At 75.9% G+C, this 20,258-nt stretch carries 25 protein-coding genes; 6 read left to right on the top strand and 19 right to left on the bottom strand.

Annotation, left to right across the window (positions count from 1 at the left end; genetic code table 11):
* Positions 1–161: 161 nt before the first annotated feature.
* Positions 162–1,994 carry an NAD+ synthase gene (locus ACI798_RS03730; protein WP_457047262.1) on the top strand — a complete coding sequence of 611 codons (1,833 nt, stop codon included), beginning with the start codon at positions 162–164 and terminating at the stop codon, positions 1,992–1,994.
* Positions 1,991–2,821, top strand: coding sequence for a 3-methyl-2-oxobutanoate hydroxymethyltransferase (panB, locus tag ACI798_RS03725; RefSeq protein ID WP_456941978.1), 831 nt, complete (start codon positions 1,991–1,993; stop codon positions 2,819–2,821). Before ACI798_RS03730 ends, panB begins: the two co-directional genes overlap by 4 nt.
* On the opposite strand, the gene ACI798_RS03720 is transcribed toward panB, so the two are convergent.
* A complete protein-coding gene (locus ACI798_RS03720) occupies positions 2,822–3,196 on the bottom strand; it encodes a DUF2784 domain-containing protein (RefSeq protein ID WP_457047261.1) in 375 nt (124 codons plus the stop codon).
* A gap of 172 nt (positions 3,197–3,368) precedes the next feature.
* Here ACI798_RS03720 and ACI798_RS03715 point away from each other — a divergent pair, with 172 nt between their 5' ends.
* Complete coding sequence (locus tag ACI798_RS03715) at positions 3,369–4,478, top strand: glycosyltransferase (protein WP_457047260.1); 1,110 nt, start codon at positions 3,369–3,371, stop codon at positions 4,476–4,478.
* A 6-nt stretch (positions 4,479–4,484) separates the two neighbouring features.
* On the opposite strand, the gene npdG is transcribed toward ACI798_RS03715, so the two are convergent.
* The 3 genes from npdG to ACI798_RS03700 all read right to left on the bottom strand — a co-directional run bounded on the left by npdG (position 4,485) and on the right by ACI798_RS03700 (position 6,051).
* Positions 4,485–5,186, bottom strand: coding sequence for an NADPH-dependent F420 reductase (gene npdG / locus ACI798_RS03710; protein ID WP_456941981.1), 702 nt, complete (start codon positions 5,184–5,186; stop codon positions 4,485–4,487).
* Positions 5,187–5,298: 112 nt separating this feature from the next.
* Positions 5,299–5,481 carry a hypothetical protein gene (locus tag ACI798_RS03705; protein ID WP_456941982.1) on the bottom strand — a complete coding sequence of 61 codons (183 nt, stop codon included), beginning with the start codon at positions 5,479–5,481 and terminating at the stop codon, positions 5,299–5,301.
* Between the two features lie 99 nt (positions 5,482–5,580).
* On the bottom strand, positions 5,581–6,051 hold the full coding sequence (locus ACI798_RS03700; RefSeq protein ID WP_457047259.1) for a cupin domain-containing protein: 471 nt from the start codon (positions 6,049–6,051) through the stop codon (positions 5,581–5,583).
* 123 nt (positions 6,052–6,174) lie between these two features.
* Between ACI798_RS03700 and ACI798_RS03695 the strand changes: the two genes are divergently transcribed.
* The gene (locus ACI798_RS03695; protein WP_456941984.1) at positions 6,175–7,344 is read left to right on the top strand and encodes a diguanylate cyclase; all 1,170 of its coding nucleotides are present in this window, start codon (positions 6,175–6,177) and stop codon (positions 7,342–7,344) included.
* Between the two features lie 49 nt (positions 7,345–7,393).
* Positions 7,394–8,728, top strand: a complete 1,335-nt coding sequence (locus tag ACI798_RS03690; RefSeq protein ID WP_457047258.1) for a M24 family metallopeptidase — start codon at positions 7,394–7,396, stop codon at positions 8,726–8,728.
* Here ACI798_RS03690 and ACI798_RS03685 read toward each other — a convergent pair.
* The 6 genes from ACI798_RS03685 to ACI798_RS03660 are packed head-to-tail and all read right to left on the bottom strand — an operon-like array spanning position 8,725 to position 11,728.
* On the bottom strand, positions 8,725–9,150 hold the full coding sequence (locus ACI798_RS03685; protein ID WP_456941986.1) for a ChaB family protein: 426 nt from the start codon (positions 9,148–9,150) through the stop codon (positions 8,725–8,727). The two genes, ACI798_RS03690 and ACI798_RS03685, sit on opposite strands and share 4 nt — an antisense overlap.
* A gap of 28 nt (positions 9,151–9,178) precedes the next feature.
* The gene (locus tag ACI798_RS03680; RefSeq protein ID WP_456941987.1) at positions 9,179–9,640 is read right to left on the bottom strand and encodes a cupin domain-containing protein; all 462 of its coding nucleotides are present in this window, start codon (positions 9,638–9,640) and stop codon (positions 9,179–9,181) included.
* A gap of 31 nt (positions 9,641–9,671) precedes the next feature.
* Positions 9,672–10,085, bottom strand: a complete 414-nt coding sequence (locus tag ACI798_RS03675; RefSeq protein ID WP_456942003.1) for an acyl-CoA thioesterase — start codon at positions 10,083–10,085, stop codon at positions 9,672–9,674.
* The gene (locus ACI798_RS03670) at positions 10,082–10,312 is read right to left on the bottom strand and encodes a hypothetical protein (RefSeq protein WP_457047257.1); all 231 of its coding nucleotides are present in this window, start codon (positions 10,310–10,312) and stop codon (positions 10,082–10,084) included. The genes ACI798_RS03675 and ACI798_RS03670 overlap by 4 nt, the downstream gene beginning before the upstream one ends.
* Before the next feature lie 10 nt (positions 10,313–10,322).
* Positions 10,323–10,580 carry a DUF2795 domain-containing protein gene (locus ACI798_RS03665; RefSeq protein ID WP_456930362.1) on the bottom strand — a complete coding sequence of 86 codons (258 nt, stop codon included), beginning with the start codon at positions 10,578–10,580 and terminating at the stop codon, positions 10,323–10,325.
* Positions 10,581–10,594: 14 nt separating this feature from the next.
* The gene (locus tag ACI798_RS03660; RefSeq protein ID WP_456941989.1) at positions 10,595–11,728 is read right to left on the bottom strand and encodes a baeRF2 domain-containing protein; all 1,134 of its coding nucleotides are present in this window, start codon (positions 11,726–11,728) and stop codon (positions 10,595–10,597) included.
* 140 nt (positions 11,729–11,868) lie between these two features.
* Between ACI798_RS03660 and ACI798_RS03655 the strand changes: the two genes are divergently transcribed.
* Positions 11,869–12,213 carry a hypothetical protein gene (locus ACI798_RS03655; protein WP_456941990.1) on the top strand — a complete coding sequence of 115 codons (345 nt, stop codon included), beginning with the start codon at positions 11,869–11,871 and terminating at the stop codon, positions 12,211–12,213.
* Between the two features lie 57 nt (positions 12,214–12,270).
* Here the strand turns inward: ACI798_RS03655 and ACI798_RS03650 are convergent, their stop codons facing one another.
* From ACI798_RS03650 to ACI798_RS03610, 9 genes are all read right to left on the bottom strand, one after another.
* Positions 12,271–13,167, bottom strand: coding sequence for a type II secretion system F family protein (locus ACI798_RS03650; protein ID WP_456941991.1), 897 nt, complete (start codon positions 13,165–13,167; stop codon positions 12,271–12,273).
* Positions 13,167–14,108 (bottom strand): type II secretion system F family protein, encoded by a 942-nt coding sequence (locus ACI798_RS03645; RefSeq protein WP_456941992.1) that lies wholly within the window; start codon positions 14,106–14,108, stop codon positions 13,167–13,169. Before ACI798_RS03645 ends, ACI798_RS03650 begins: the two co-directional genes overlap by 1 nt.
* Positions 14,108–15,541, bottom strand: coding sequence for a CpaF family protein (locus tag ACI798_RS03640; RefSeq protein WP_457047256.1), 1,434 nt, complete (start codon positions 15,539–15,541; stop codon positions 14,108–14,110). The genes ACI798_RS03645 and ACI798_RS03640 overlap by 1 nt, the downstream gene beginning before the upstream one ends.
* Positions 15,542–15,569: 28 nt before the next feature.
* On the bottom strand, positions 15,570–16,760 hold the full coding sequence (locus ACI798_RS03635; RefSeq protein ID WP_456941994.1) for an AAA family ATPase: 1,191 nt from the start codon (positions 16,758–16,760) through the stop codon (positions 15,570–15,572).
* Positions 16,757–17,569: a Flp pilus assembly protein CpaB gene (gene cpaB, locus ACI798_RS03630; protein ID WP_456941995.1), complete on the bottom strand. Its 813-nt coding sequence runs from the start codon at positions 17,567–17,569 to the stop codon at positions 16,757–16,759. The genes ACI798_RS03635 and cpaB overlap by 4 nt, the downstream gene beginning before the upstream one ends.
* 10 nt (positions 17,570–17,579) lie before the next feature.
* A complete protein-coding gene (locus ACI798_RS03625) occupies positions 17,580–18,566 on the bottom strand; it encodes a pilus assembly protein TadG-related protein (RefSeq protein ID WP_456941996.1) in 987 nt (328 codons plus the stop codon).
* Positions 18,554–18,949 carry a TadE/TadG family type IV pilus assembly protein gene (locus tag ACI798_RS03620; RefSeq protein WP_456941997.1) on the bottom strand — a complete coding sequence of 132 codons (396 nt, stop codon included), beginning with the start codon at positions 18,947–18,949 and terminating at the stop codon, positions 18,554–18,556. The genes ACI798_RS03625 and ACI798_RS03620 overlap by 13 nt, the downstream gene beginning before the upstream one ends.
* 82 nt (positions 18,950–19,031) lie before the next feature.
* Positions 19,032–19,247 carry a Flp family type IVb pilin gene (locus tag ACI798_RS03615; protein WP_456941998.1) on the bottom strand — a complete coding sequence of 72 codons (216 nt, stop codon included), beginning with the start codon at positions 19,245–19,247 and terminating at the stop codon, positions 19,032–19,034.
* A gap of 182 nt (positions 19,248–19,429) precedes the next feature.
* Entirely contained in the window at positions 19,430–20,164 is a 735-nt protein-coding gene (locus ACI798_RS03610) for a prepilin peptidase (protein WP_456941999.1), read from the bottom strand.
* Positions 20,165–20,258: the final 94 nt, after the last annotated feature.

The following is a 20,258-nucleotide window of genomic DNA, read 5'->3' as shown; positions in this document are numbered from 1 at the left end:
CGGGTCGAGGCCGTCCGGGTCGTCGTCCCGCGCCGGCGGGTCGGCGCCCACCGGTGTCCAGCACGGCCGCGCCGGCTGGACGCCGGGCCGGTCGGCGGGCGGGGTCCACCTCCCCCGTCCCCGGTCTGGCCGGTCCCGGGGGCCGGTTGTTGGATGGGTACGTGACGGTGCAGCTGAGAGTCGCGATGGCCCAGGTCGACACCCGCGTCGGCGACCTGGAGGGCAACGCCGCGCTCGTCGTCGAGTGGGCGCGGAGGGCCGCCGACGACGGCGCGCACCTCGTCGTGTTCCCCGAGATGACGCTCACCGGCTACCCCGCCGAGGACCTCGTGCTGCGCGAGTCCTTCGCCCGCGCCAGCGAGCAGGCGCTCACCGGCCTCGCGGCCACCCTCGCGGAGCGGGGGCTGGGCGAGGTCGCCGTCGTCGTCGGGTACCTGGCGCACACCGAGGGCCCGGTCGCGATCGACACCGCGCCGAGCGACGAGGAGACCCTCGACGAGGAGCGCCCCGGCGACGCCAACCCGCGCCGCACCCAGCCCCGCAACGCCGCGGCGCTGCTGCACGGCGGGCAGGTCGTGGCGCGCTACGCCAAGCGGCACCTGCCCAACTACGGCGTCTTCGACGAGGCCCGCTACTTCGTGCCCGGCTCCGAGCTGCCGGTGGTGCGGGTCCGCGGCGCCGACGTCGCGCTGACCATCTGCGAGGACCTCTGGGTCGAGGGCGGGCCGTGCGGGGTGGCCGGGCGGGCGGGCGTCGACCTCGTCGTCTCCCCCAACGCCTCCCCCTACGAGCGGGCCAAGGACGACCTGCGGCTGCCGCTGGTCCGCCGCCGCGCCGCCGAGGCGAACGCGCCGATCGTCTACTGCAACCAGGTCGGCGGGCAGGACGAGCTCGTCTTCGACGGCGACTCGCTGGCCGTCTCCGCCGACGGCGAGCTGCTCGCCCGGGCGCCGCAGTTCGTCGAGCACCTGCTCTGCGTCGACCTCGCCCTCGACCCGGCGCGGGTGCCCGAGCGGCGGGAGGGCCGGATCGGGCCGATGACGGTCACCCGCACCGTCGTGTCCGAGGAGCCGCCGGCGGCGTTCGAGCCGCGGCCGGGCTCGGTGGCCACGCCGCTGGGCGACTGCGAGGAGGTCTGGCGGGCGCTGGTGCTGGGCCTGCGGGACTTCATCGACAAGAACGGCTTCCCGTCGGTGGTGTTCGGCCTGTCCGGCGGCATCGACTCGGCGCTGGTGGCCGCGCTGTCGGTGGACGCGCTCGGCGCCGGCCGGGTGCACGCCGTCGCGCTGCCCTCGCGGTGGTCCACGGAGCACTCGTTGTCCGACGCCGAGGACAGCGCCCGGCGGCTGGGCCTGCACTTCTCCACCGTGCCGATCGCGCCGATGGTCGACGCGTTCGAGTCGCAGGTCGAGCTGTCCGGGACCGCGGCGGAGAACCTGCAGGCGCGCATCCGCGGCACGCTGCTCATGGGGCTGTCCAACCAGCACGGGCACCTGCTGCTGGCCACCAGCAACAAGAGCGAGGTCGCCGTCGGCTACTCGACGCTCTACGGCGACGCCGCCGGCGGGTTCGCCCCGATCAAGGACGTGCCCAAGACCCTGGTGTGGGAGCTGGCCCGCTGGCGCAACGCCCACGCCCGTGACCGCGGCGAGACCGAGCCGATCCCGCAGAACTCGATCGACAAGTCCCCGTCGGCGGAGCTCGCGCCCGGGCAGAAGGACAGCGACTCGCTGCCCTCCTACGAGGAGCTCGACGCCGTCATCGCGGACTACGTCGACCGCGACCTCGGGATGGCCGAGCTGCTCGAGCGCGGCCACGACCCGGAGGTCGTGGCGCGGGTGCTGCGGCTGGTCGACGTCGCGGAGTTCAAGCGCCGGCAGTCCGCGCCCGGGACGAAGATCAGCCTCAAGGCGTTCGGCCGCGACCGGCGGCTGCCCATCACCAACCGCTGGCGGGAGAGCCTGCCCAGCGTCCGCGAAGGAGCCCAGGCATGACGGAGTCGGTCCTCTACGGCGGGACGTCGACCGCCCGGGTGCGCATCCACCACCTGCAGCAGGCCAAGGAGCGCGGCGAGAAGTGGGCGATGCTCACCGCCTACGACACCTACAGCGCGCAGGTGTTCGAGGAGGCCGGCATCCCGGTGATGCTGGTCGGCGACTCGGCCGGGAACGTCGTGCTCGGCCACTCCTCGACCGTGCCGGTCACCGTCGAGGACCTGCTGCTGATGACCAAGGCGGTCACCCGCTCGACGAAGCGGTCGCTGATCGTCGCCGACCTGCCGTTCGGGTCCTACGAGGCCTCGCCGCAGCAGGCGTTCGCCACCTCCGTCCGGATGATGAAGGAGGGCGGCGCGCAGGCGGTCAAGCTCGAGGGCGGGGTGCGGGTGGCGCCGCAGATCCGGGTGCTCACCGAGAACGGGATCCCGGTGATGGCGCACGTCGGCTTCACGCCGCAGAGCGAGCACGCCCTCGGCGGGTTCCGGGTGCAGGGCCGCGGCGCCGGCGCCGAGCAGCTGCTGGCCGACGCGCACGCCGTGCAGGAGGCCGGCGCGTTCGCCGTCGTCCTGGAGATGGTGCCCGCCCCACTGGCCGCGAAGGTGACCGAGGAGCTGTCCATCCCGACGATCGGCATCGGCGCCGGGCCCGACTGCGACGCCCAGGTGCTGGTGTGGCCGGACATGGCCGGGCTCAACGGCGGCCGGGTGCCCAAGTTCGTGAAGAAGTACGCCGACCTGCGCGCCGAGCTGCTGCGCGCGGCCCGCGAGTACGCCGACGAGGTGCACAGCGGGGTCTTCCCCGGCCCGGAGCACTCCTTCGACTGATCAGGCCCGGCGGCTCCCGGCCGTGCGCCGGGCCCGCGCCAGCAGCAGCCCGTAGCCGACGGCGTTGAGGCCCAGCGCGACGGTGTAGACGCCCGCCTGGACGCCGGCCGACCGCACGTCGAGGCCGAGCGGGCCGAACAGCACGTGGCCGAGGAAGCCGCCGTCGTAGGGCGCGGCGCCGGCCCGCTCCCGCAGCGCGAGCTCCAGCGTGGTGAGCGGGCACGGCGCGCCGGCCAGGTTGACCCCCAGGACGGCGAGCGCCACCGGGGCGTGCAGCCACGCCAGCCGCGGCCACCGGAGCGCGAGCAGCGCGCCGGTGAGCATGAACAGGACGACGGCCGCGTGCAGGACCGCGACCGCGCTCGCGAGCAGCACGGCCCCATCCTCGCCGCCGTCCGGGCGCGGCGGAACGCCTTCCGGGCCGGCGGTGGGCCGAGCGCGTGCGCCGGAGACGGGTTCCGGGCCGGCGGACGCGGCGTGGGCGCACACGCTCCCGGGAGGCGCGCACGCCTTGTGCCGGGCAGGTCGCCGCGGCCAGCCTGACCGCATGCGCGTGCTGGTCGTCGCCTCCCCGCTGACCGGCCACGTCCTGCCGCTGGTCCCGCTCGCCCTGGCCCTGCGCGACGCCGGCGCCGAGGTGGTCGTGGCCACGGCCGGCGACGCGGTCGCGAGCTGCCCGCCGGAGCTGTCGCCGGTCGACGTCGCGCCCGGGCTGCGGCTGGGACCGCTGTTCGGGCGGATCATGCTGCGCCGGCCCCTGCTGGCCCGCCGCGAGCTGGCCGGGCGGGGCGGGACCGAGGCGGTCGGGCTGCTGTTCGGCACCCTCGGCGCCCGGATGGCCGGCGGCGTCCTCGCCGCGGCCGGCCGGCACCGTCCCGACCTGGTGGTGCACGAGTCGCTGGCCCCGGCCGGGGCGGAGGTGGCCGCCCGCCGGGGAGTGCCGTCGGTGCTGGTGGAGGGCAACCTGTTCGACGCGGGGCGGCTGCTCGCCGCGGCGCTGGGGACCTACCGCCCGGCCCGCGGGCTCGGGGAGCTGCCGCCGCCGGAGCAGGTGCTCACCTCGGCCCCGCCGAGCGTGGTCGGCCCGCGCTCCGGCACACCCGTGCGGTTCGTCCCGTGGACGCCGGACCGGCCCGTCGACGCGGAGCTCACCCGCCCCGGCGACCGGCCGCGGGTGCTGGTCAGCCGCAGCACCGTGGCCTCCCCCGGCCCCGACCGGCTGATGCGCGACGCCGCGGCCGCCGCCGCGGGCACCGGCCTCGACGTCGTCCTGGTCCGGCCCGACCGCCGCGTGACCCGGCGGCCGCTGCCCCCGGAGGTGCGGACGGCGGACTGGCTGCCGTTCCCGCGGGTGGTGCCGGCGGCCGCCGGGGTGGTGCACCACGGCGGCGCGGGCACCGTCCTGACCGCGCTGGCCGCGGGCGTGCCGCAGCTCGTGGTCCGCGGCGCCGGCGACCGCCGCACCAACGCCGACCTGGTGGCCGCACGCGGTGCCGGCCTCGCCGTCGAGCCGGGCGGGATCACCTCTGCGCTGCTGGAGCGGCTGGTCGGCGACCCCGCCCTGGCCGCGGCCGCCCGGGAGGTGGCCGCCGAGATCGCCGCGGTGCCCGACCCGGCCGCCGTCGTCCCGGACCTGCTGGCGCTGGCCGGGCGGTGAGCGCGCTCAGACGTCGGTGACGCGGATGCCGGCGTGCGCCTTGTACCGGCGGTTGACCGAGACCAGGTTGATCGTCAGCGCCTCGACCTGGCGGGCGTTGCGCAGCCGGCCGGCGTAGATGCCGCGCATCCCGGGCAGCCGCCCGGCCAGCGCCTGCACCTGGTCGGTGGCGGCGCGCACGTCGCCGACCACCATGACGTCGCCGTCGAGGGTGGGCTTCGACAGGTCCTCGAGCAGCACCGCGGACAGGTGGTGGAACGCACCGACGACGTCGGAGTCGGGCAGCAGCGCCGCGGCCTGCTGGGTCACGCTGCCCTCCTCGACGTCGAGCACGTAGGCGCCCAGCTCGTCGAAGCCCATCGGCACCACGCAGTCGACGACGACCTTCCCGGCCAGCGGGCGCGCGAGCTCCGCGAGCGTGTCGGCGTGCCCGGCGTAGGGGACGGCGACGATCACCAGGTCGGCGGCACCGGCGACGTCGAGGTTCGACCCGCCCTGCACCGAGACCTCGCCCCCGCCGGCGGCCGCGGCGCGCTCGGCGACCTGCGCGGCCACCTCGCGGGCGCGGTCGGCGTCCCGGGACCCGAGCAGCAGCCGCTGCCCGACGGCGGCCAGCCGGACGGCGAGCCCCCGCCCCTGCGGGCCGGTCCCGCCCAGCACACCGACGACCAGGTCCTCGACCGGACGGCTCTCCGCTGCGGTGGTCACGCTGCCTCCTCCCGGGCACCGGCGGGTCCGGCGCACCGGGCCCGATCATGCCGGGCCGGCGGGGAGCGGCCGGCCGGCAGGGGCCCGTGGCAGCGGCGGTCGGCGGGACCGGTCAGCGGCCCTCCCACTCCCGGTCCTCCTGGTCGAGGCGCTCGTTGCGCTCGGCCACCGACTGCAGCGCGTGCTCGGCCTCCTCGCGCGTGGCGTAGGGCCCGAGACGGTGCCGCTCGGCGCAGCCGTCCCGGGGCTCCACGGTGTGGTGCTTCAGGCAGTAGAACCACGGTCCCTCGGCCATGCGCGCGCCTCCTGTCAGCCGGTCCCCGCGTGCCGGGGACACCCGATCACGACATGCCCGGAAACGGGGCCGCCACGCTCGCGCCGTGGGCCCCCGTCGTCACTCCTCGACCATCACCTGGTCGTGCCGCGCGTAGAACGCGGTCATCTCCTCGGGGGACGGCCGGAGCCCGGTCCGGCGCATCTCCGCCATCTCGGCGAAGAACGACTCCCGCGCGAGCCCGGGCGTGAACAGGATGAGGAAGGACGCCGGCTCGTCGGAGTCGTTGCGGAAGCCGTGCACGCCCCGCTCGTGGGCCAGCGCGAAGTCACCGGGCCGGCACGGCTGCCAGCGCCCCCCGGCGTAGAGCGTCAGCTCGCCCGAGAGCACGTAGAACGACTCGGAGAACGTCCGGTGGTAGTGCGGCGCCGCGCCGGCCGACCGCGGGCCGAGCCGGTACTCGACCAGCCCGAACCGCCCGGCGGTGGCCGCACCCGGCGCCACCATGCGCAGCGCGGCCGAGCCGGCCTCGGCGAGCGGGTGGTCGGCCAGCGGGCGGACGTCGACGAGGCCGGGGTCCGGGTGCGACATGCGGGCAGCCTGCCAGCGACGGCGCCGCGCCGCCGCCCGCCGGCGCACGGCCGGTCCCCCGATGAGCGGGCAGGCGCGCCGCGGACCTCCCGCGACGTCGTCCCCGTGCGGCATCCTGCGCCGGTGACCTCCGTCCGGCCCCCCGACCCCGACGCCGCGACGCCGGACGACGTCCTCGGGCCCGGCGGTCCCGAGAACCGGGTCGCCGCGCTGCTGCTCGCCGTCCTGCTCGTCGTCGGCGGCCTCACGGGCCTGGTCAACCTCGCCCTCGACGGCGTCGTCCGCGAGGGCGCCACGGGCGTCACCTACGGGGCCAGCATGGCCGCCTGCGTGCTCGCCGCGGTGCCGCTGATCGTGCGCCGGCGCATCGGGCTGTGGCAGACGTTCGGCCTGGTGCTGCTCGGCGACCTCGTCTACGCCGTCGTCGCGCTGTGCATCGAGGACCCGGTCCGCTACGCGACGCCGCTGGTGCTGCTGTTCCCCTCGGTGGTGGCCGCGTGGTTCCTCCGGCCGTGGATGCTCGGCGTGCACATGGCGGCCACGCCGGTCGCCGTCGCGGTGGCGGTCCAGCACAGCTACGCGAGCACGGCCGGGCTCGCCGTCCAGGTCGCCGTCTCCGCCGGGATGCTCGACCTCGTGGCGGTCGGGGTGCACCTGCTGCGGCGCCGCGAGCGGCGGCTGCTGGCGGCCACCGAGGCGCAGTCCCGCCGCGACCCGCTCACCGGGCTGGCCAACCGCCGGCACCTGGTCGAGGAGGCCTCCCGGATCTGGCGGCAGGCCCGCCGCGAGGGGCAGCGGGTGGCCGCGATGGTCATCGACCTCGACCACTTCAAGCAGGTCAACGACCGGCACGGGCACGCCGCCGGCGACACCGTGCTGCAGGCCGTCGCGCGGGCGCTGGCCGACACCGTGCGGCCCAGCGACGTGCTCGCCCGCATCGGCGGGGAGGAGCTGGTCGTCCTCGGCCTGGTCGGCGACCCCGGCGAGGCGGCGCACCTGGCCGAGCGGCTCCGGCTCGCGGTCCGTGCCACCCGGCAGCAGCACGGGCACGCGGTCACCGCCTCGATCGGCGTCGCGCTGACCCGGCCGGTCGACGGCGAGGACGCCCCCGCCGCGCTGTGGCGGCTGGTCGACCGGGCCGACGCCGCCATGTACCGGGCCAAGCAGGCCGGCCGGGACCGGGTGGCCACCGTCGCCCCGCCGCGGCCGCGGGCCACCCCGCCGCACGAGCGGCTCGGCCCGCCGACCGTCCCGGGGGCCGCGCGGCCCGGGACGGCGCCCACCGGGGCCTGACCTCCCGTTCCACCGGGTGCGGACGGCGGTTCTCTGCTTCCCTGTCCCCATGACGCTGGTCGTCCCGGACCCGACGCGGACGGTGCCGCTGTCGCGGCGCGAGCAGGCCGACGTCCGCGACCGGTGGCTGACCCAGCGGCTGCTCGACCTCCTGCCCGGCCTGATGGACCGCGCCGGCATCGACCTGTGGCTGGTCGTCGGCCGGGAGGGCGGCGAGGACCCGGTGCTGCCCACCCTGCTGCCGGCGACGTGGCTGTCGGCCCGGCGGCTGGTCGTCCTGGTCCTGCACCGCAGCGACGACGGCGTCACGCCGGTCGCGGTCTCCCGCTACCCGGTCGGCCAGTTCCTGCCCGGCTGGTCACCGGGGGACGACGGCGGCGCCGAGGGCGTCGGCGACGACGAGGACGCGCAGTGGGCCGCGGTGCGGCGGATCGTCGCGCAGGCCGCACCGCGGCGGATCGGCGTCGACGTCTCGGCCGGGAACCCGCTGGCCGACGGGTTGTCGGTCGCCGAGCACCGGCGGCTCACCGCGGCGCTCGGCGACCTCGCCGGCCGGCTGGTGTCCGCCGATGACCTGGTCGTCGGCTGGCTGGAGACCCGGCTGCCGGAGGAGGTCGCGGCCATCGGCGCCCTGGCGCGGTTCACCGACCGGGTGCTGGCCGAGGTCCTCTCCCCCGCCGTGCTCGTGACCGGCGTGACCACGGCGGCGGACCTGGCCTGGGAGGTGCACGAGCGGCTGGCCGCCCGGGGCGTGCCGCCGTGGTTCCACCCGGGGGTCACCGTGCAGCGGGCCGGCGTGCCGCTGCAGCCCGACGGCGGGGTCGGGCTCCCGACCGTGCCGCAGGACGCCGTCCTGGAGCCCGGCGACCTGGTGACCTGCGACGCCGGGCTGACCAGCCTGGGCCTGGTCTCCGACCTGCAGCGCAGCGTCTACCTGCTGCGCCCCGGGGAGGACGCCGCGCCGGCGGGCCTGCGGCGGGCGTGGGCGGCGGGGCGCCGCGCGCAGGAGCTCACCGCCGCGGCGCTGGTACCGGGGCGGACCGGCAACGAGGCGCTTGCCGCCGCGCGCGCCGCGATGGCCGCCGAGGGGCTGGATGCCGACGTCTACTCCCACCCGGTGGGCGTGCACGGGCACGGCGCCGGGCCGGTGATCGGCCGGTGGGACGACCAGCGCGGCGTGCCCGGCGAGGGTGACCGCGTGCTGCACCCGGACACCGTCTTCGCCCTGGAGCTCGCCGTCCGCGTGACGGTGCCCGAGTGGGGCGGCCAGTGCCTGCGGCTGGCGCTGGAGGAGGAGGTCGTCCTCACGTCCGCGGGGACGTCGGAGCTGGGCGCCCCGCAGCGCGAGCTGTGGGCCGTCCCGGCGGGCTGGGGCGGCGCCTAGCTCTCGCGCGCCCTCGCCGTCGCGCGGTCGCTGGCCTTGCGGATGGCGTCGACGAGCTCGTCCTTGCTCATCCTCGATCGCCCGCTGACGTCGAGCCGCTTCGCGACGTCCATGAGGTGCTCCTTGGTGGCGTTGGCGTCGACGCCGCCCTTGGTCTCCCGGTCGGTGCCGGCGCCGCCCTCGGCCTGGGGGTCGCTCGGGCCCTTGTGGTCCTTGGGCTCCCAGTGGTCGCCGACCTTCTCGTGGGTGTGCTTGACCGCCGCCCACGCCACCCGGTTGGCCCGCTGCTCGTCGCCGTCGTAGTCCTCGACGGCGGAGTCGTGCGCCTTGGCGAAGGTGCGCTGCGCCTTCTCGTCCGAGCGTTGCAGCGTGCTGGGGATCTCGTCGGCCTTCGCGTCTCCGCTCTTCGTCGTCTTGGGCATGCGGCGCAGGTACCCGCGGGCCGGGCGGTCACTCGCCGGTGCCGAGCCAGGTGACGCCGTGCTCCCGTGAGGCCCGCTGGTAGGCCTCGTCGAACGAGCCGCCGGTCGCGCTGGCCTCGGCGAGGGTGCGGAAGAAGCCCTCGAAGCCGGCCGGGGAGGTCAGGCAGAGCAGCCGGCCCTCGCGCGGCACCACCCGCCGGTGGGCGTGCGGGACGCCGCGCGGGAGGAACGCCGTCCCGCCCGGGCCGACGGTGAACTCCTGCTCGCCGCACACGAAGACGTGCTCGCCCTCGATCACGTAGTACAGCTCGTCGGTGTCCCGGTGCACGTGCCGGGAGGTGTCCAGGAGCGGGGTCTGCTCCTCGAACAGGGTGAAGGCCCCGGCCGTGGTGTCCGCGGACGCGCGGACGACGATCGTCGTCCCCCAGAAGACCAGCCGCTCCCCGCCGTCGTGGTCCCGGGCGAAGGGCGGCGCGGCGGGCTCGGCCATGGCAGGACGCTACGCCGGGGACCGCCCGGCGTCAGCGGCCCGCGGCGTCCCCCGGCCCGTCGACCAGCCAGCGCGACCAGTGCACCCGCTGGGCTTCGGTCAGGGGCGCCGAGGCGTCGGCGGCGTAGTCGAAGTTGACCAGCACCATCTCGGCGCGCAGGGCCACCTGCCCGTCCTGGGTGAGCTCCTGGCACATGCCGATCGAGCTGCGGCCCAGCCGGGTGATCGACGTCGACACCGTCAGGTGCTCCCCGATCCGGTAGTGCACCTGCCGCAGGTAGTCGACCTCCAGCCGGGCGAGGATGATCCCCGAGCCCGGCGCGGGGTCGACCATGGCCAGCCGGGCGTCCTCGAGCAGGCCGAGGACGCGGGCGTGGTTGACGTGCCCGAAGACGTCGGTGTCCGACCAGCGCAGCTGGACGGGGTGCTCGTGCCGCTGGCTCAGGGCAGGTCCGCCGTCTCCGCCGACTGGCGGTGGGCGCCCTGGGCGTCGTCCGGGTCGGGGTGCACGGTGCGCTCCTCGGACTCGGCGAGGATCACCTCGGCGGCCACCTCCTCCATGCCGCTGCCCTTCATGCCGGCCTCCTCGGGGAGCAGGTCGGCGCGGGTCTCGACGTTGTGATCGGTGACGTTGGCCAGGGCCTCGGGGCTCGGCTCCTTCTGCGTGACCACGCGGACCTCCTCAGAACCGCTGCTGCTCGGTGCCGATGCCCAGCGCCCGGGCGACGTCCTGGACGTTCTCGAACGTCTGCCCGGCCGGGAGCCGGCGCAGGTCGGCGAGCACGCGGTCCTCCGCGTTCGACTCCTCCGCGCGGGCCACGAGCGCGTCGCGGTCGGCCGGCCACACCTCCTTGCCGAGCGTCTCGGCGATCGCGGCGCGGCGGTCGACGTCGGCCGGGCTGGTGCCGGCCGGGGTGCCCTCCTGGTGCGGGTCGCTCATGGGGTTCGCCTCCGTCACTGCGGGGTCGGGGTCGAGTCGTCGGTGTAGCGGAGGATCGCCGCCACCGGGATGTCGCCGGGCATGGCCGCCCGCGGCACGACGACGACGCCGGCGGTGCTCGCCACGGCGGCGGCCAGCAGCGCGCGCTCGGCGGGGACCGACTGCGCCTCCTGCACGCCGAGGGCGTCCATGTCGGCCGGGTCGACGCCGAGCTCCAGCGGCGAGGCGCCCACGAGCAGCTTCTCGTCGTCGGCGGGGTCGGCGAGGACGAGCGTCTCCACCTGCGCCTTCCGCAGCGCCTCGACGACGTTCGCCGTCCCGGTGACGGCCAGGCCGTGGGCGCCGGCGGAGCTGATCTTCTCGACGGCGTCGGCCTCGTCCCGCGCCTCGTGCTCGGCGACGAGCTCGGCGGCCTTCCGCTCGACCGGCTCGCGGTCGGCGCCGGCGGCCCGGCCGCCCTCGTCGATGGACACAATCAGGTCCGACCACAGCCCGCTGGCCCGGTCGGAGAGGATCTGGCGGGCGCGCATGTCACCGGCGAGCAGCACGAACCGCGGCTGGTGGCGCCGGACGACCGAGGAGACGTGCTGGGCGACGTCCTCGGCGTTGTGGATCCACTTGTTCTCGGCGTTGTGCTGGTACCGGTGGTGGGCCCAGCCGCCGCCCTGGAACTTGCGGATCTGGAAGGTGTCGCCCTTCACCGTCTCCTCCTCCTCGGCCTCGCCGGGGAGGCTCGCGACGGTGAGGTCGGCGCCGGTGCGGTCGGTGAGGACGACGACGTGCGGGACGCGCCCGGGCAGCGCGCGCAGCACCGGCAGCAGGTCCGGCTGCGGCGACCACTCGGCGAGCTCCTGGCGCGGCACGTCGGCGAGCTGGGAGTCGAACACGACGGTGCCGTCGGCGGCGACGACGACCGCGCGGCCGCGGATCGTGCCCGCCTCACCGCCGTCGTTGCCCTCCAGCAGCCGGCCGCGGACCGCCTCGACGACCGCCTCCGGCGCGCCCTGCTCGCCGAGCTTCTCGGCGACCGCGCGGACGCGGAGGTCGAGCTCGGTGTCGGCGCTCTCGGTGGTGTGCGTGACGTCGGCGGTCACGGTGGCGAAGGGACCTGCGGCCTGGAAGACCGGTGCCAGGAAGGACACGTCCATGGGGTGGGGACCACTTCCTCTGTGCTGATCGGAGTGCGGGACGGCGTCCTCGGTGGACCGCGCACTGCTCCGCCGCCTACCCACCGGTCCGAGTGCCACACACCGTGTCGGATCCGGGAGGGGCGGGTAGGCGGTCCGGCATGACCGAGCACGACCAGCTGCCGCTGCCCGACTACGACCACCTGCCGGTGCAGGGACTGATCTCGCGCATCCGCACGCTGGACGCCACCGGCCTGCAGACGGTGCTCGAGTACGAACGGGCCCACGCGAACCGGCTGCAGGTGGTCACGGCCATGGAGAACCGGCTGCGGTCGCTGCACGAGGGCGCCCAGCCCTCCGGCGGCGACCCGGCGGCCGCGGCGGCCGACGACCCGGTGCACGCCTCCGCCGGCTCGAAGGTGTCCGAGGCCACGACCGGCCCGGCGATGAACCCGCCGTCGCAGGGCGACCCGACCAACCCCGCCCAGCCGCGCTCGACCGGCTGACCTCCCCACCGACGACGGCGGCCGCGCACCCCACCGGGTGCGCGGCCGCCGTGCCGCTCAGCCGAAGGCGTCGACCATGTCCATGGCGGCCGGGCCGAGCAGCACGACGAACAGGACCGGCAGGATGCACACCATCAGCGGGAAGATGACCTTGACCGGGATCTGCATGGCCTTCTCCTCGGCCCGCTGCCGGCGCTTGAGCCGCATCTCCTGCGCCTGGGTGCGCAGCACGTCGGCGATCGAGACGCCGTAGACGTCGGCCTGCACCACGGCCCGGATGAACCGCCGCAGGTCCTCCACCCCGGTCCGCTCGGCCAGCGCGAGGTAGGCCTCGCGGCGGGGCTGGCCCACCCCGATGTCCTGCAGGGTGCGTACCAGCTCCTCGGCCAGCGGACCGCGGCCGTTCCGCCCGGCCCGGGCCATGGCCGCCTCGAACCCGAGGCCGGCCTCCACGGCGATGGTCATCTGGTCGAGGGTGTCGGCCAGCTCCAGCCCGATCGCCTGCTGGCGCTCCTGGCCCCGGCTGTGGAGCAGCAGCTCGGGGACGACGTACGCGACGGCCGTCGTGGCGACGGCCATGAGCACGGTGAGCGCCCCCGGACGGCTGCTCACGACCAGCAGCCCGAGAGCCGCGGCGATCGCGGCCAGCACCAGCTTGGCGGCGACCAGCCGCGGGACGGGCCAGGCCGCCGGGCGCCCGGCCGCGCCGGCCATCCGGTCCAGCCGGGCCACCGTGCCCGCCGGCGTCAGCACCGAGACGAGGCGCCCGAGCAGGCCCGGGCGGGTCCGCGCGGACCGCGGCCCGGCACCGGTCACGTCGAGCCCACGGGTGAGGTTGGCCCGGGACCGGGCGGCCGCGTCCTGCGGACGCGCGACCAGCGCCCAGCCGATCAGGGGGACGCCGGCGGCCACGGCCAGTGCCGCGGCGAGGACGAGGGGAGGAACGGTGCCCATCAGAACCGGATCGCCACGGTCTTCTTGAGCCACAGCCCGCCGACGAGCAGCAGGACCGCCGACACGGCGATCATGACCCAGCCGGCGAGGGACCCGGTGAACGCGGAGAGGTAGGCCGGGTTGGTGACCGTCAGGAAGGCGACGATGCCGACCGGCAGGGCCATGAGCACCCAGGCCGACAGCCGGCCCTCGGCCGACAGGGCCTGCACCTGACGGCGGATGGCGTTGCGCTCCCGGATCGTGTGCCCGACGGTGTCGAGCACCTCGGCCAGGTTGCCGCCGACCTCGCGGTGGATGGCGATGGCCTGGGCGGTCCAGCGGAAGTCGTCGCTGTCCACCCGCACGGCCACCTCGTCCAGCGCGGCGCCGAGGTCCCGGCCCACCCGGGTCTCGTTGACGATCCGGGCGAACTCCTCCGCGATGGGGGCCGGCGCCTGGTCGGCCACCGCGTCCACCGCGCGCAGCAGGCTGTGCCCGGCGCGCAGGCTGCTGGCCATCAGCTGCAGCGCGTCGTCGAGCTGGTCGGCGAACCGGGCCCGGCGCCGGCCGGTCCGCAGCCGGACGAGTACCCGCGCGCCCAGCGGTACGAGGGCCGCGAGCAGCAGCCCGGCGAGGACACCCCCGAGCAGCCAGCCGAGCGCACCGAGCACCAGCGTCCCCAGGCCGGTGAGCAGGACGAACTCCGCCGGCCCCGTGGCGATGCCGGCCCGCTCGAGGGCGGCCGCGACTCCCCCGGCGCCACCTCGCCGCGCCAGCACCTGCTCGACGCCGTCCTGCGCCTGCGCGGCCACCTTGGTCAGCAGCGTCGGCGGCGGCGCGATCGTGGGGTCGAGGCGGGCCAGCGGCACCCGCCGCGGCCCGGCCGGCACCACGCCGAGGGCCAGGACGGCCAGCCCGCCGGCCACCAGCGCCAGCCCGAGGAGCAGCAGCGCCGGCGACATCAGGCCCACCTCCGCGCGGGCAGCGGCTCGGGCGTCCCGAACACCGACGGGGAGACCCGGATGCCGAGCTCCTCGAAGCGGTCGGTGAACCGCGGCCGCACGCCGGTCGGGACCGGCTTGCCGAGGAAGCGGCCGGAAGGGTCGACGCCGGCGGAGTAGTCGAACAGGAAGGCGTCCTGCAGGGTCACCGTCTCCCCCTCCATGCCCTGCACCTCGGTCACGTGGGTGACCCGGCGGGTGCCGTCGCGCAGGCGGGTGAGCTGGACGACGACGTCGACCGCGGAGGCGATCTGCTCGCGGATGGCGCGCAGCGGCAGGTCCATGCCGGCCATGAGCACGAGGGTCTCCAGCCGCGAGATGGCGTCGCGCGGGGAGTTGGCGTGCACCGTCGACAGCGAGCCGTCGTGGCCGGTGTTCATCGCCTGCAGCATGTCCAGCGACTCCCCGCCGCGGCACTCCCCGACCACGATCCGGTCGGGGCGCATCCGCAGGCTGTTGCGGACCAGGTCGCGGATGGTGATCGCGCCGCGGCCCTCGATGTTCGGCGGCCGCGACTCGAGCCGGACGACGTGCTCCTGCTGCAGCTGGAGCTCGACGGCGTCCTCGATGGTGACGATCCGCTCGCCCTCCGGGATGAAGGACGACAGCACGTTGAGCAGCGTCGTCTTCCCGGTGCCGGTGCCGCCGGAGACGATGATGTTGAGCCGGGCCTCGACGCAGGCGTGCAGCAGCTCGGCCATCTCCGGGCTGAGCGTGCCGAACCCGATGAGGTCCTCGACGCCGAACGGGTCCTTCGAGAACTTGCGGATGGTCAGCGTCGATCCGGAGAAGGCCAGCGGCGGGATGATCGCGTTGACGCGGGAGCCGTCGGCCAGCCGCGCGTCGACCATGGGCGAGGACTCGTCGATCCGGCGTCCCACCCGGGAGACGATCCGGTCGATCACCCGGCGCAGGTGCTCCTCGGAGGTGAACCGGGCGGCGCTGCGCACCAGCTTGCCGCCCTGCTCGACGTAGACCATCTCCGGGCCGTTGCACATGATCTCGGTGACCGTCGGGTCGTCGAGCAGCCTCTGCAGCGGGCCGAAGCCCAGCACGTCGTCGGCGAGCTCCGCGGTCAGCCGGGCCCGCTCGTCGGGCGAGAGCGGCACCTTCTCCTCGTCGACGACGACGTCGAGCTCGCCGAGGACGATGCCGCGCAGCTGCTCCTCCGACAGCGACGGGTCGTTCATCCGCGACCCCATGCGCTCGAACAGCGCCTTGGCGACGCGGTCCTTGAGCCGGGTGAGGGCGTCGGTCGGGGGCGCCGGGGCGACCGGGGTCACGGGCCGGGGCGCGGGGACGACCGCCGGCGCCGGCGTCTGCGCCGGGACGGGCGGGGGCACCGGCTCGGCCGGCCGGCCCTGGGCGGCAGCGAGGCGGGAGGCGAGGTTCACGACGCCGCCCGGTGCATCGAGGCGGAGGTCACGACGCCGCCCGGTGCTTGGCGCGGTAGCGGCCCGGCTTGACCAGCGGGGTGGCGGCGAACCGGGAGACCAGCCGGCGCAGCTCCTTCGCCGCCGGGTCCTTGCCGTTGCCGGCGAGGATCGGCACCCCCTGGTTGGTCGAGGCCGGGACCGCGGGCGACCGCGGGACGACGACGTCGACCCCCGTGCCGATCGCGGACTCGACGTCGCGCTGCGACAGCCCGCTCTTGGGGTCGGCCATGTTCATGACCACGTGCCGGCCGGCCGGGATCATGCCGAGCTCGCCGAGCACCTGCACCTCCTTGCGCAGGCCGCGGACGCCGGGGACGTCCATGCTGCTGAGCAGGACCACGTCGGTGGCGCCGTCGATGGCGGCCAGCGTGTGCTCCGAGAGCCCCGGCGCGGTGTCGACGACGACGTAGCGGAACTCCCGGGCCAGCGCGGACAGCAGCCGGGTGACGTCCTCGGCGGTGACCGTGTCCCCGGCGGCCGGCGACTCCGACCCGCAGACGGCGAACAGCCCGCTGGGGTGCTGGGTGAGGAAGGTCTTGAGGACCATAGTGTCCTGGCTGGCCGGGCCGTGGACGGCGTCGGGCAGCGTGTACTCGGGCACCAGGCCGAGCGCGGAGGCCACGTCGCCGAACTGCACGTCGAGGTCGACCAGCACGGTCCCCTGCGGGGCCGTGGCGGCCAGGCCGACGGCGAGGTTGGTCGCCACCGTGGTCTTGCCGACGCCGCCCTTGGGCGAGGCGACGGTGACCACCCGGCCGGTGAAGCGGGCGGTCTCCTCCAGCGGGCGCAGCACCCGGCGCCGGTCGGCGGCGGCCGCGCCGGCGCGCTCGACGGCCGCGGTAATCTCGGCCGCCTCGGCACGCGGGGGCAGCAGGTCGCGGATGCCGGCCCGCATCGCCGCCTGCCACAGCTCCGGCGTCGGCTCGGCGACCAGGACGACGCTGGTGCCGGGGCACTGCACGTCCAGCCGCCCGGCCAGGGTGAGCACCTCGTGCAGGGGGGCCAGCGGGCCGACGAGCAGGACGTCGGGCAGCTCGCCGTCGGTCAGCAGCTCGAACAGCCGGGCCGGGTCGCCGGGCAGCCGGCCGGGGGGCAGCACCTGGACGTCGCCGTCCACGGCGGCCACGACCGCCGCCCGCAGGTCGTCACCGGCCCCGGCGAGGACGACGCGGCTCACTCCGTCGCCTCCGCGGCCACGGCACCGAGGGCGGCGAGCAGGTCGCCGTAGACGTTGCCCTGGGTGACCACGCGGGTGCCGGAGGTGTCGGTGCCCTCGCGCTCGAGCGCCAGCCAGACGGTCGCGTGCTCCATGCCGAAGACCACCCGCTCGGCGTCGCGGGCCGGCAGGGCCATCGTGACCATCACGTTGCCCGTCGGGGCGGCGCCGGTGGCCGAGGCGGTCTCCACGTCCCCGCCCTCGGCGCCGGCCGGTGCCGGGGCGCCCTGGACCTGGGTGACCAGGACGCCGTGCAGGGTGGCGTGGGTGGTGCCGATCTGCTCGTCGTCGGGGTCGGCGTCGATGTTGCCCTGCAGCTCCATGGAGATGTAGACGCCGATCTCGTCGCCGGCGGCCAGCCGGCCCCCGACCGCGCGCTGCGGCTCGAGGACCACGCTCACCTCCGACAGCCCCTCGGGCACCGGCACGGTGCCGGGCGCCTGCAGGTCGGTGGGCGCGGCGAACCGGCGGGCCAGCAGCTGCTCGCCGGGCTCGAGGTCCGCGGTGGCGACCTGGCCGGCGAGCTGCTCGAGGTCGGTCACCCGCCCCTCGACCGCCGCCTTGGCGGGCAGCACCTCGGTGCGGACCAGGCCGGCGACCTCGTCGGCGGGGGTGCCCTCGGGGATCGGCTGGTCCACCACGAGCACCTCGACCGTGCGCACCCCGGCGAGGGCGCGGGCGTCGGCGCCGCGCACGTAGGCCAGCAGCACCACGGTGCCGGCGGCCACGAGGACCAGCGCCGCGACGGCGGCGAGCAGTCGGCGTCTCACGGAAGGGCCCCTATCGGATCAGTCGGAGGATCGACGCGCCCAGGTCCGGGGCGTCGGTGCTGGTGTCGAAGGCGCCGGAGGCGTCGACGAAGCGGGTGAAGTAGCCGCGGATGCAGCGCTCCTCGCCCTTGCAGGGCGCACCGGAGTCGAAGAGCCCGCCGAAGTGGTAGCCGGTGACGGTGAAGGCGGCGTAGCCGTAGACCTCGTACCAGGCGCCGCTGCCGGTGCCGCCGTACTCGTCGAAGATCGGCAGCAGCACGGTCCGGCCGACCAGGGCCGCGACGTCGCCGACGGAGCAGCCCTGCGAGGGGTTGTTGCCCGGCTCGGAGTCGAACCGGTTGCCCACCCGCGTGGTCGCCCTGCAGGTGTTGCCGCCGTCGGACTCCAGCCAGCCGAAGCCGCCGGGCACGAACATGCGCGAGGGACCGGTGCAGCCGGTGTCGGACTTCTTGGGCAGCACGATGGTGCGTTCGGTCGTGCCCGAGGGCATGCCGCCGCCGGTCTGCGCCTGCCACTCGCACCAGGAGAAGATCAGCGGCAGCATCGCCGTCCCGCCGCTGGGTGCGCCCCAGGTGACGGTCGCCGTCGCCGAGACCTGGCTCGCGTCGTGGCCGATGACCGGGGCGAACCAGTGCTCGCGCGGGGCGCTGCCGGTGACCGTCACGCGGGTGGGCCCGCTCTGCAGCACCGGCGGTGCCGCGGTGGCCGCGCCGGCGCCGGCCGCGGCCTCGTCGTTGGCGGCGACCAGCTCCTGGGCGGTGGCCTGCACGTCGCCGCAGGCGCCACGGGCGCAGTCGCGGGCCACGGCGAGGGCGGCGGCGTCGGCGGCGACCTGCAGCCGCGCCTTGTCGGCGTAGAGGGCGCCGACGTCGACCGCGATCGCGGTGAAGCCGAGCAAGGGGACGAGCAGGACCGACAGGAGCACGGCCACGGCGCCGCGCTCGCCGGCGAGCCGGCGCCGGAAGCGCGCCCGCAGCGGGCGGATCAGCCGTTGCACCGCATGACCCCCGTCCCGGTCAGGTCGACGTCGGCCCCGAAGAAGCCGGTCAGGAAGGGCATCGGGTAGCTGATGGTCACCCGCACGTTGGTCGTGGTCGTCGCGGTGAGCGGGCACGCGGCGGGTGAGATGGCGATCTGGGCGTCGGTGATCGCCGGGTCGAGGGTGGGGGCGGCGTCGCGGACGGCGGCGCGGGCGGCGGCCGGGTTGCTCTGCAGCGCCATGACCCGGGCGCCCTCGCGGGCCGCCGCGGACAGCGTCCCCTGCACCTGGAAGGCGTGACCGAACTCGATGATCCCGAGGACCAGGACCATCAGCAGGGGCACGATCAGCGCGAACTCGACGACGCTGGCGCCGCGCTCGCGGTTCGACCGTTCCCTCATGTCAGCCTCCTCCCTCGACGATGCGGCCGGGCGTCGTGGCGACTCGTCGTCGCCACGACGCCCGGTGCCCGGTGTGTGTGGGTCAGCTCGCCTCGTTGGCCTTCGTGAGACCGCTCACCACCGACTCGAAGAGCTCCTTGAGCTGCGGGCCGAGCAGGAGCAGGGTGGCGATGATCGCGACGGCGATCAGGCCGACGAGCAGGCCGTACTCGACGGCGGTGGCGCCCTTCTCCTCCCGCTCGACGCGGTCCTTGGCGAAGGCGACGAGGGTGACGAGGGCGGCGAGCGGGTTCAGCACGGTTCTCTCCTGTGGGGGTGGGCCGCCGGTCCAGATCGGTCGATCCGGCCAGTCACGGCGCTGCAGACCCCGTCGGGCGAGAGATGCGCGGACTTGAGGGTCCTTCACCCCGTCCACGGACACGGTTCACCCTCCCCGGTGCGTTCAGCACCTGGGCGGTGACTCCGAGTGTCTGGATTCCGTCAGGTGAGGAGCGGGGCCAGGACCACCAGGCCGGTGCCCAGCAGCAGCGCCGGGCCGAAGGGCAGTTCCGTGCGGAGCCCCACGCGGCGGACCGTCACGAGGGCCAGCGCCAGCACCGCCTGGAGGGCGAAGCCCGCGAACAGGCCGAGCACGACGTGCGGCCAGCCGAGCCACCCCAGGTACAGCCCGAGGACGGCGCCCAGCTTCACGTCCCCCATCCCCATGCCGCGCGGTGAGACCAGCGCCATGACGAGCAGGACGCCGAAGACGGCCGCGGCCGCCGGCACCGCGCGCAGCAGCGCCGGCCACTCCCCCGTGACCGCCGCGGCGCCGGCGAGCAGGACGGTGCCCGCGGCCAGCGTGGGCCGCACGACCCGATCGGGCAGCAGGGAGTGCCGCTGGTCGATCGCGGCCAGCAGCACCCCGCTGACGGCGAGCAGGAGATAGGCGGGCAGCTCGGCGGCCGGCCCGAACCGCCACGCGGTCAGTGCGCACAGGGCACCGGTCAGGAGGACGAGGACCGGCCGCACCGCGGGGCGTTCCGCCGCCCGCTGGTCCTGCGACGGGAGGGCCGGTGCGCCCGCCGGCACCCGGGCGTCCCGACGCCAGGTCCCCCATCGCCGGGCCGCCGGCCAGGGGAAGGTCGCGGCGGCGCGGTCGACGGCCACCCCCGCGACCAGGCCGAGGAGCGCGGCGACCCCGGTGGCGACGGCGGTGGCGGACACGGCGGTCACGATGACACGGCGGAACGTGCGGGCCGGTGAGCGAAAGGCGCCCCTTTCGGGTGAGATCCCGGGACGCGATCGGTGCTCCGTGGCTGCCCGGGCC

The organism is Geodermatophilus sp. SYSU D01045, assembly GCF_054050295.1.
The sequence above is the reverse complement of the archived record's forward strand: the minus strand, read 5'-3'. Positions and strand labels throughout refer to the sequence as shown.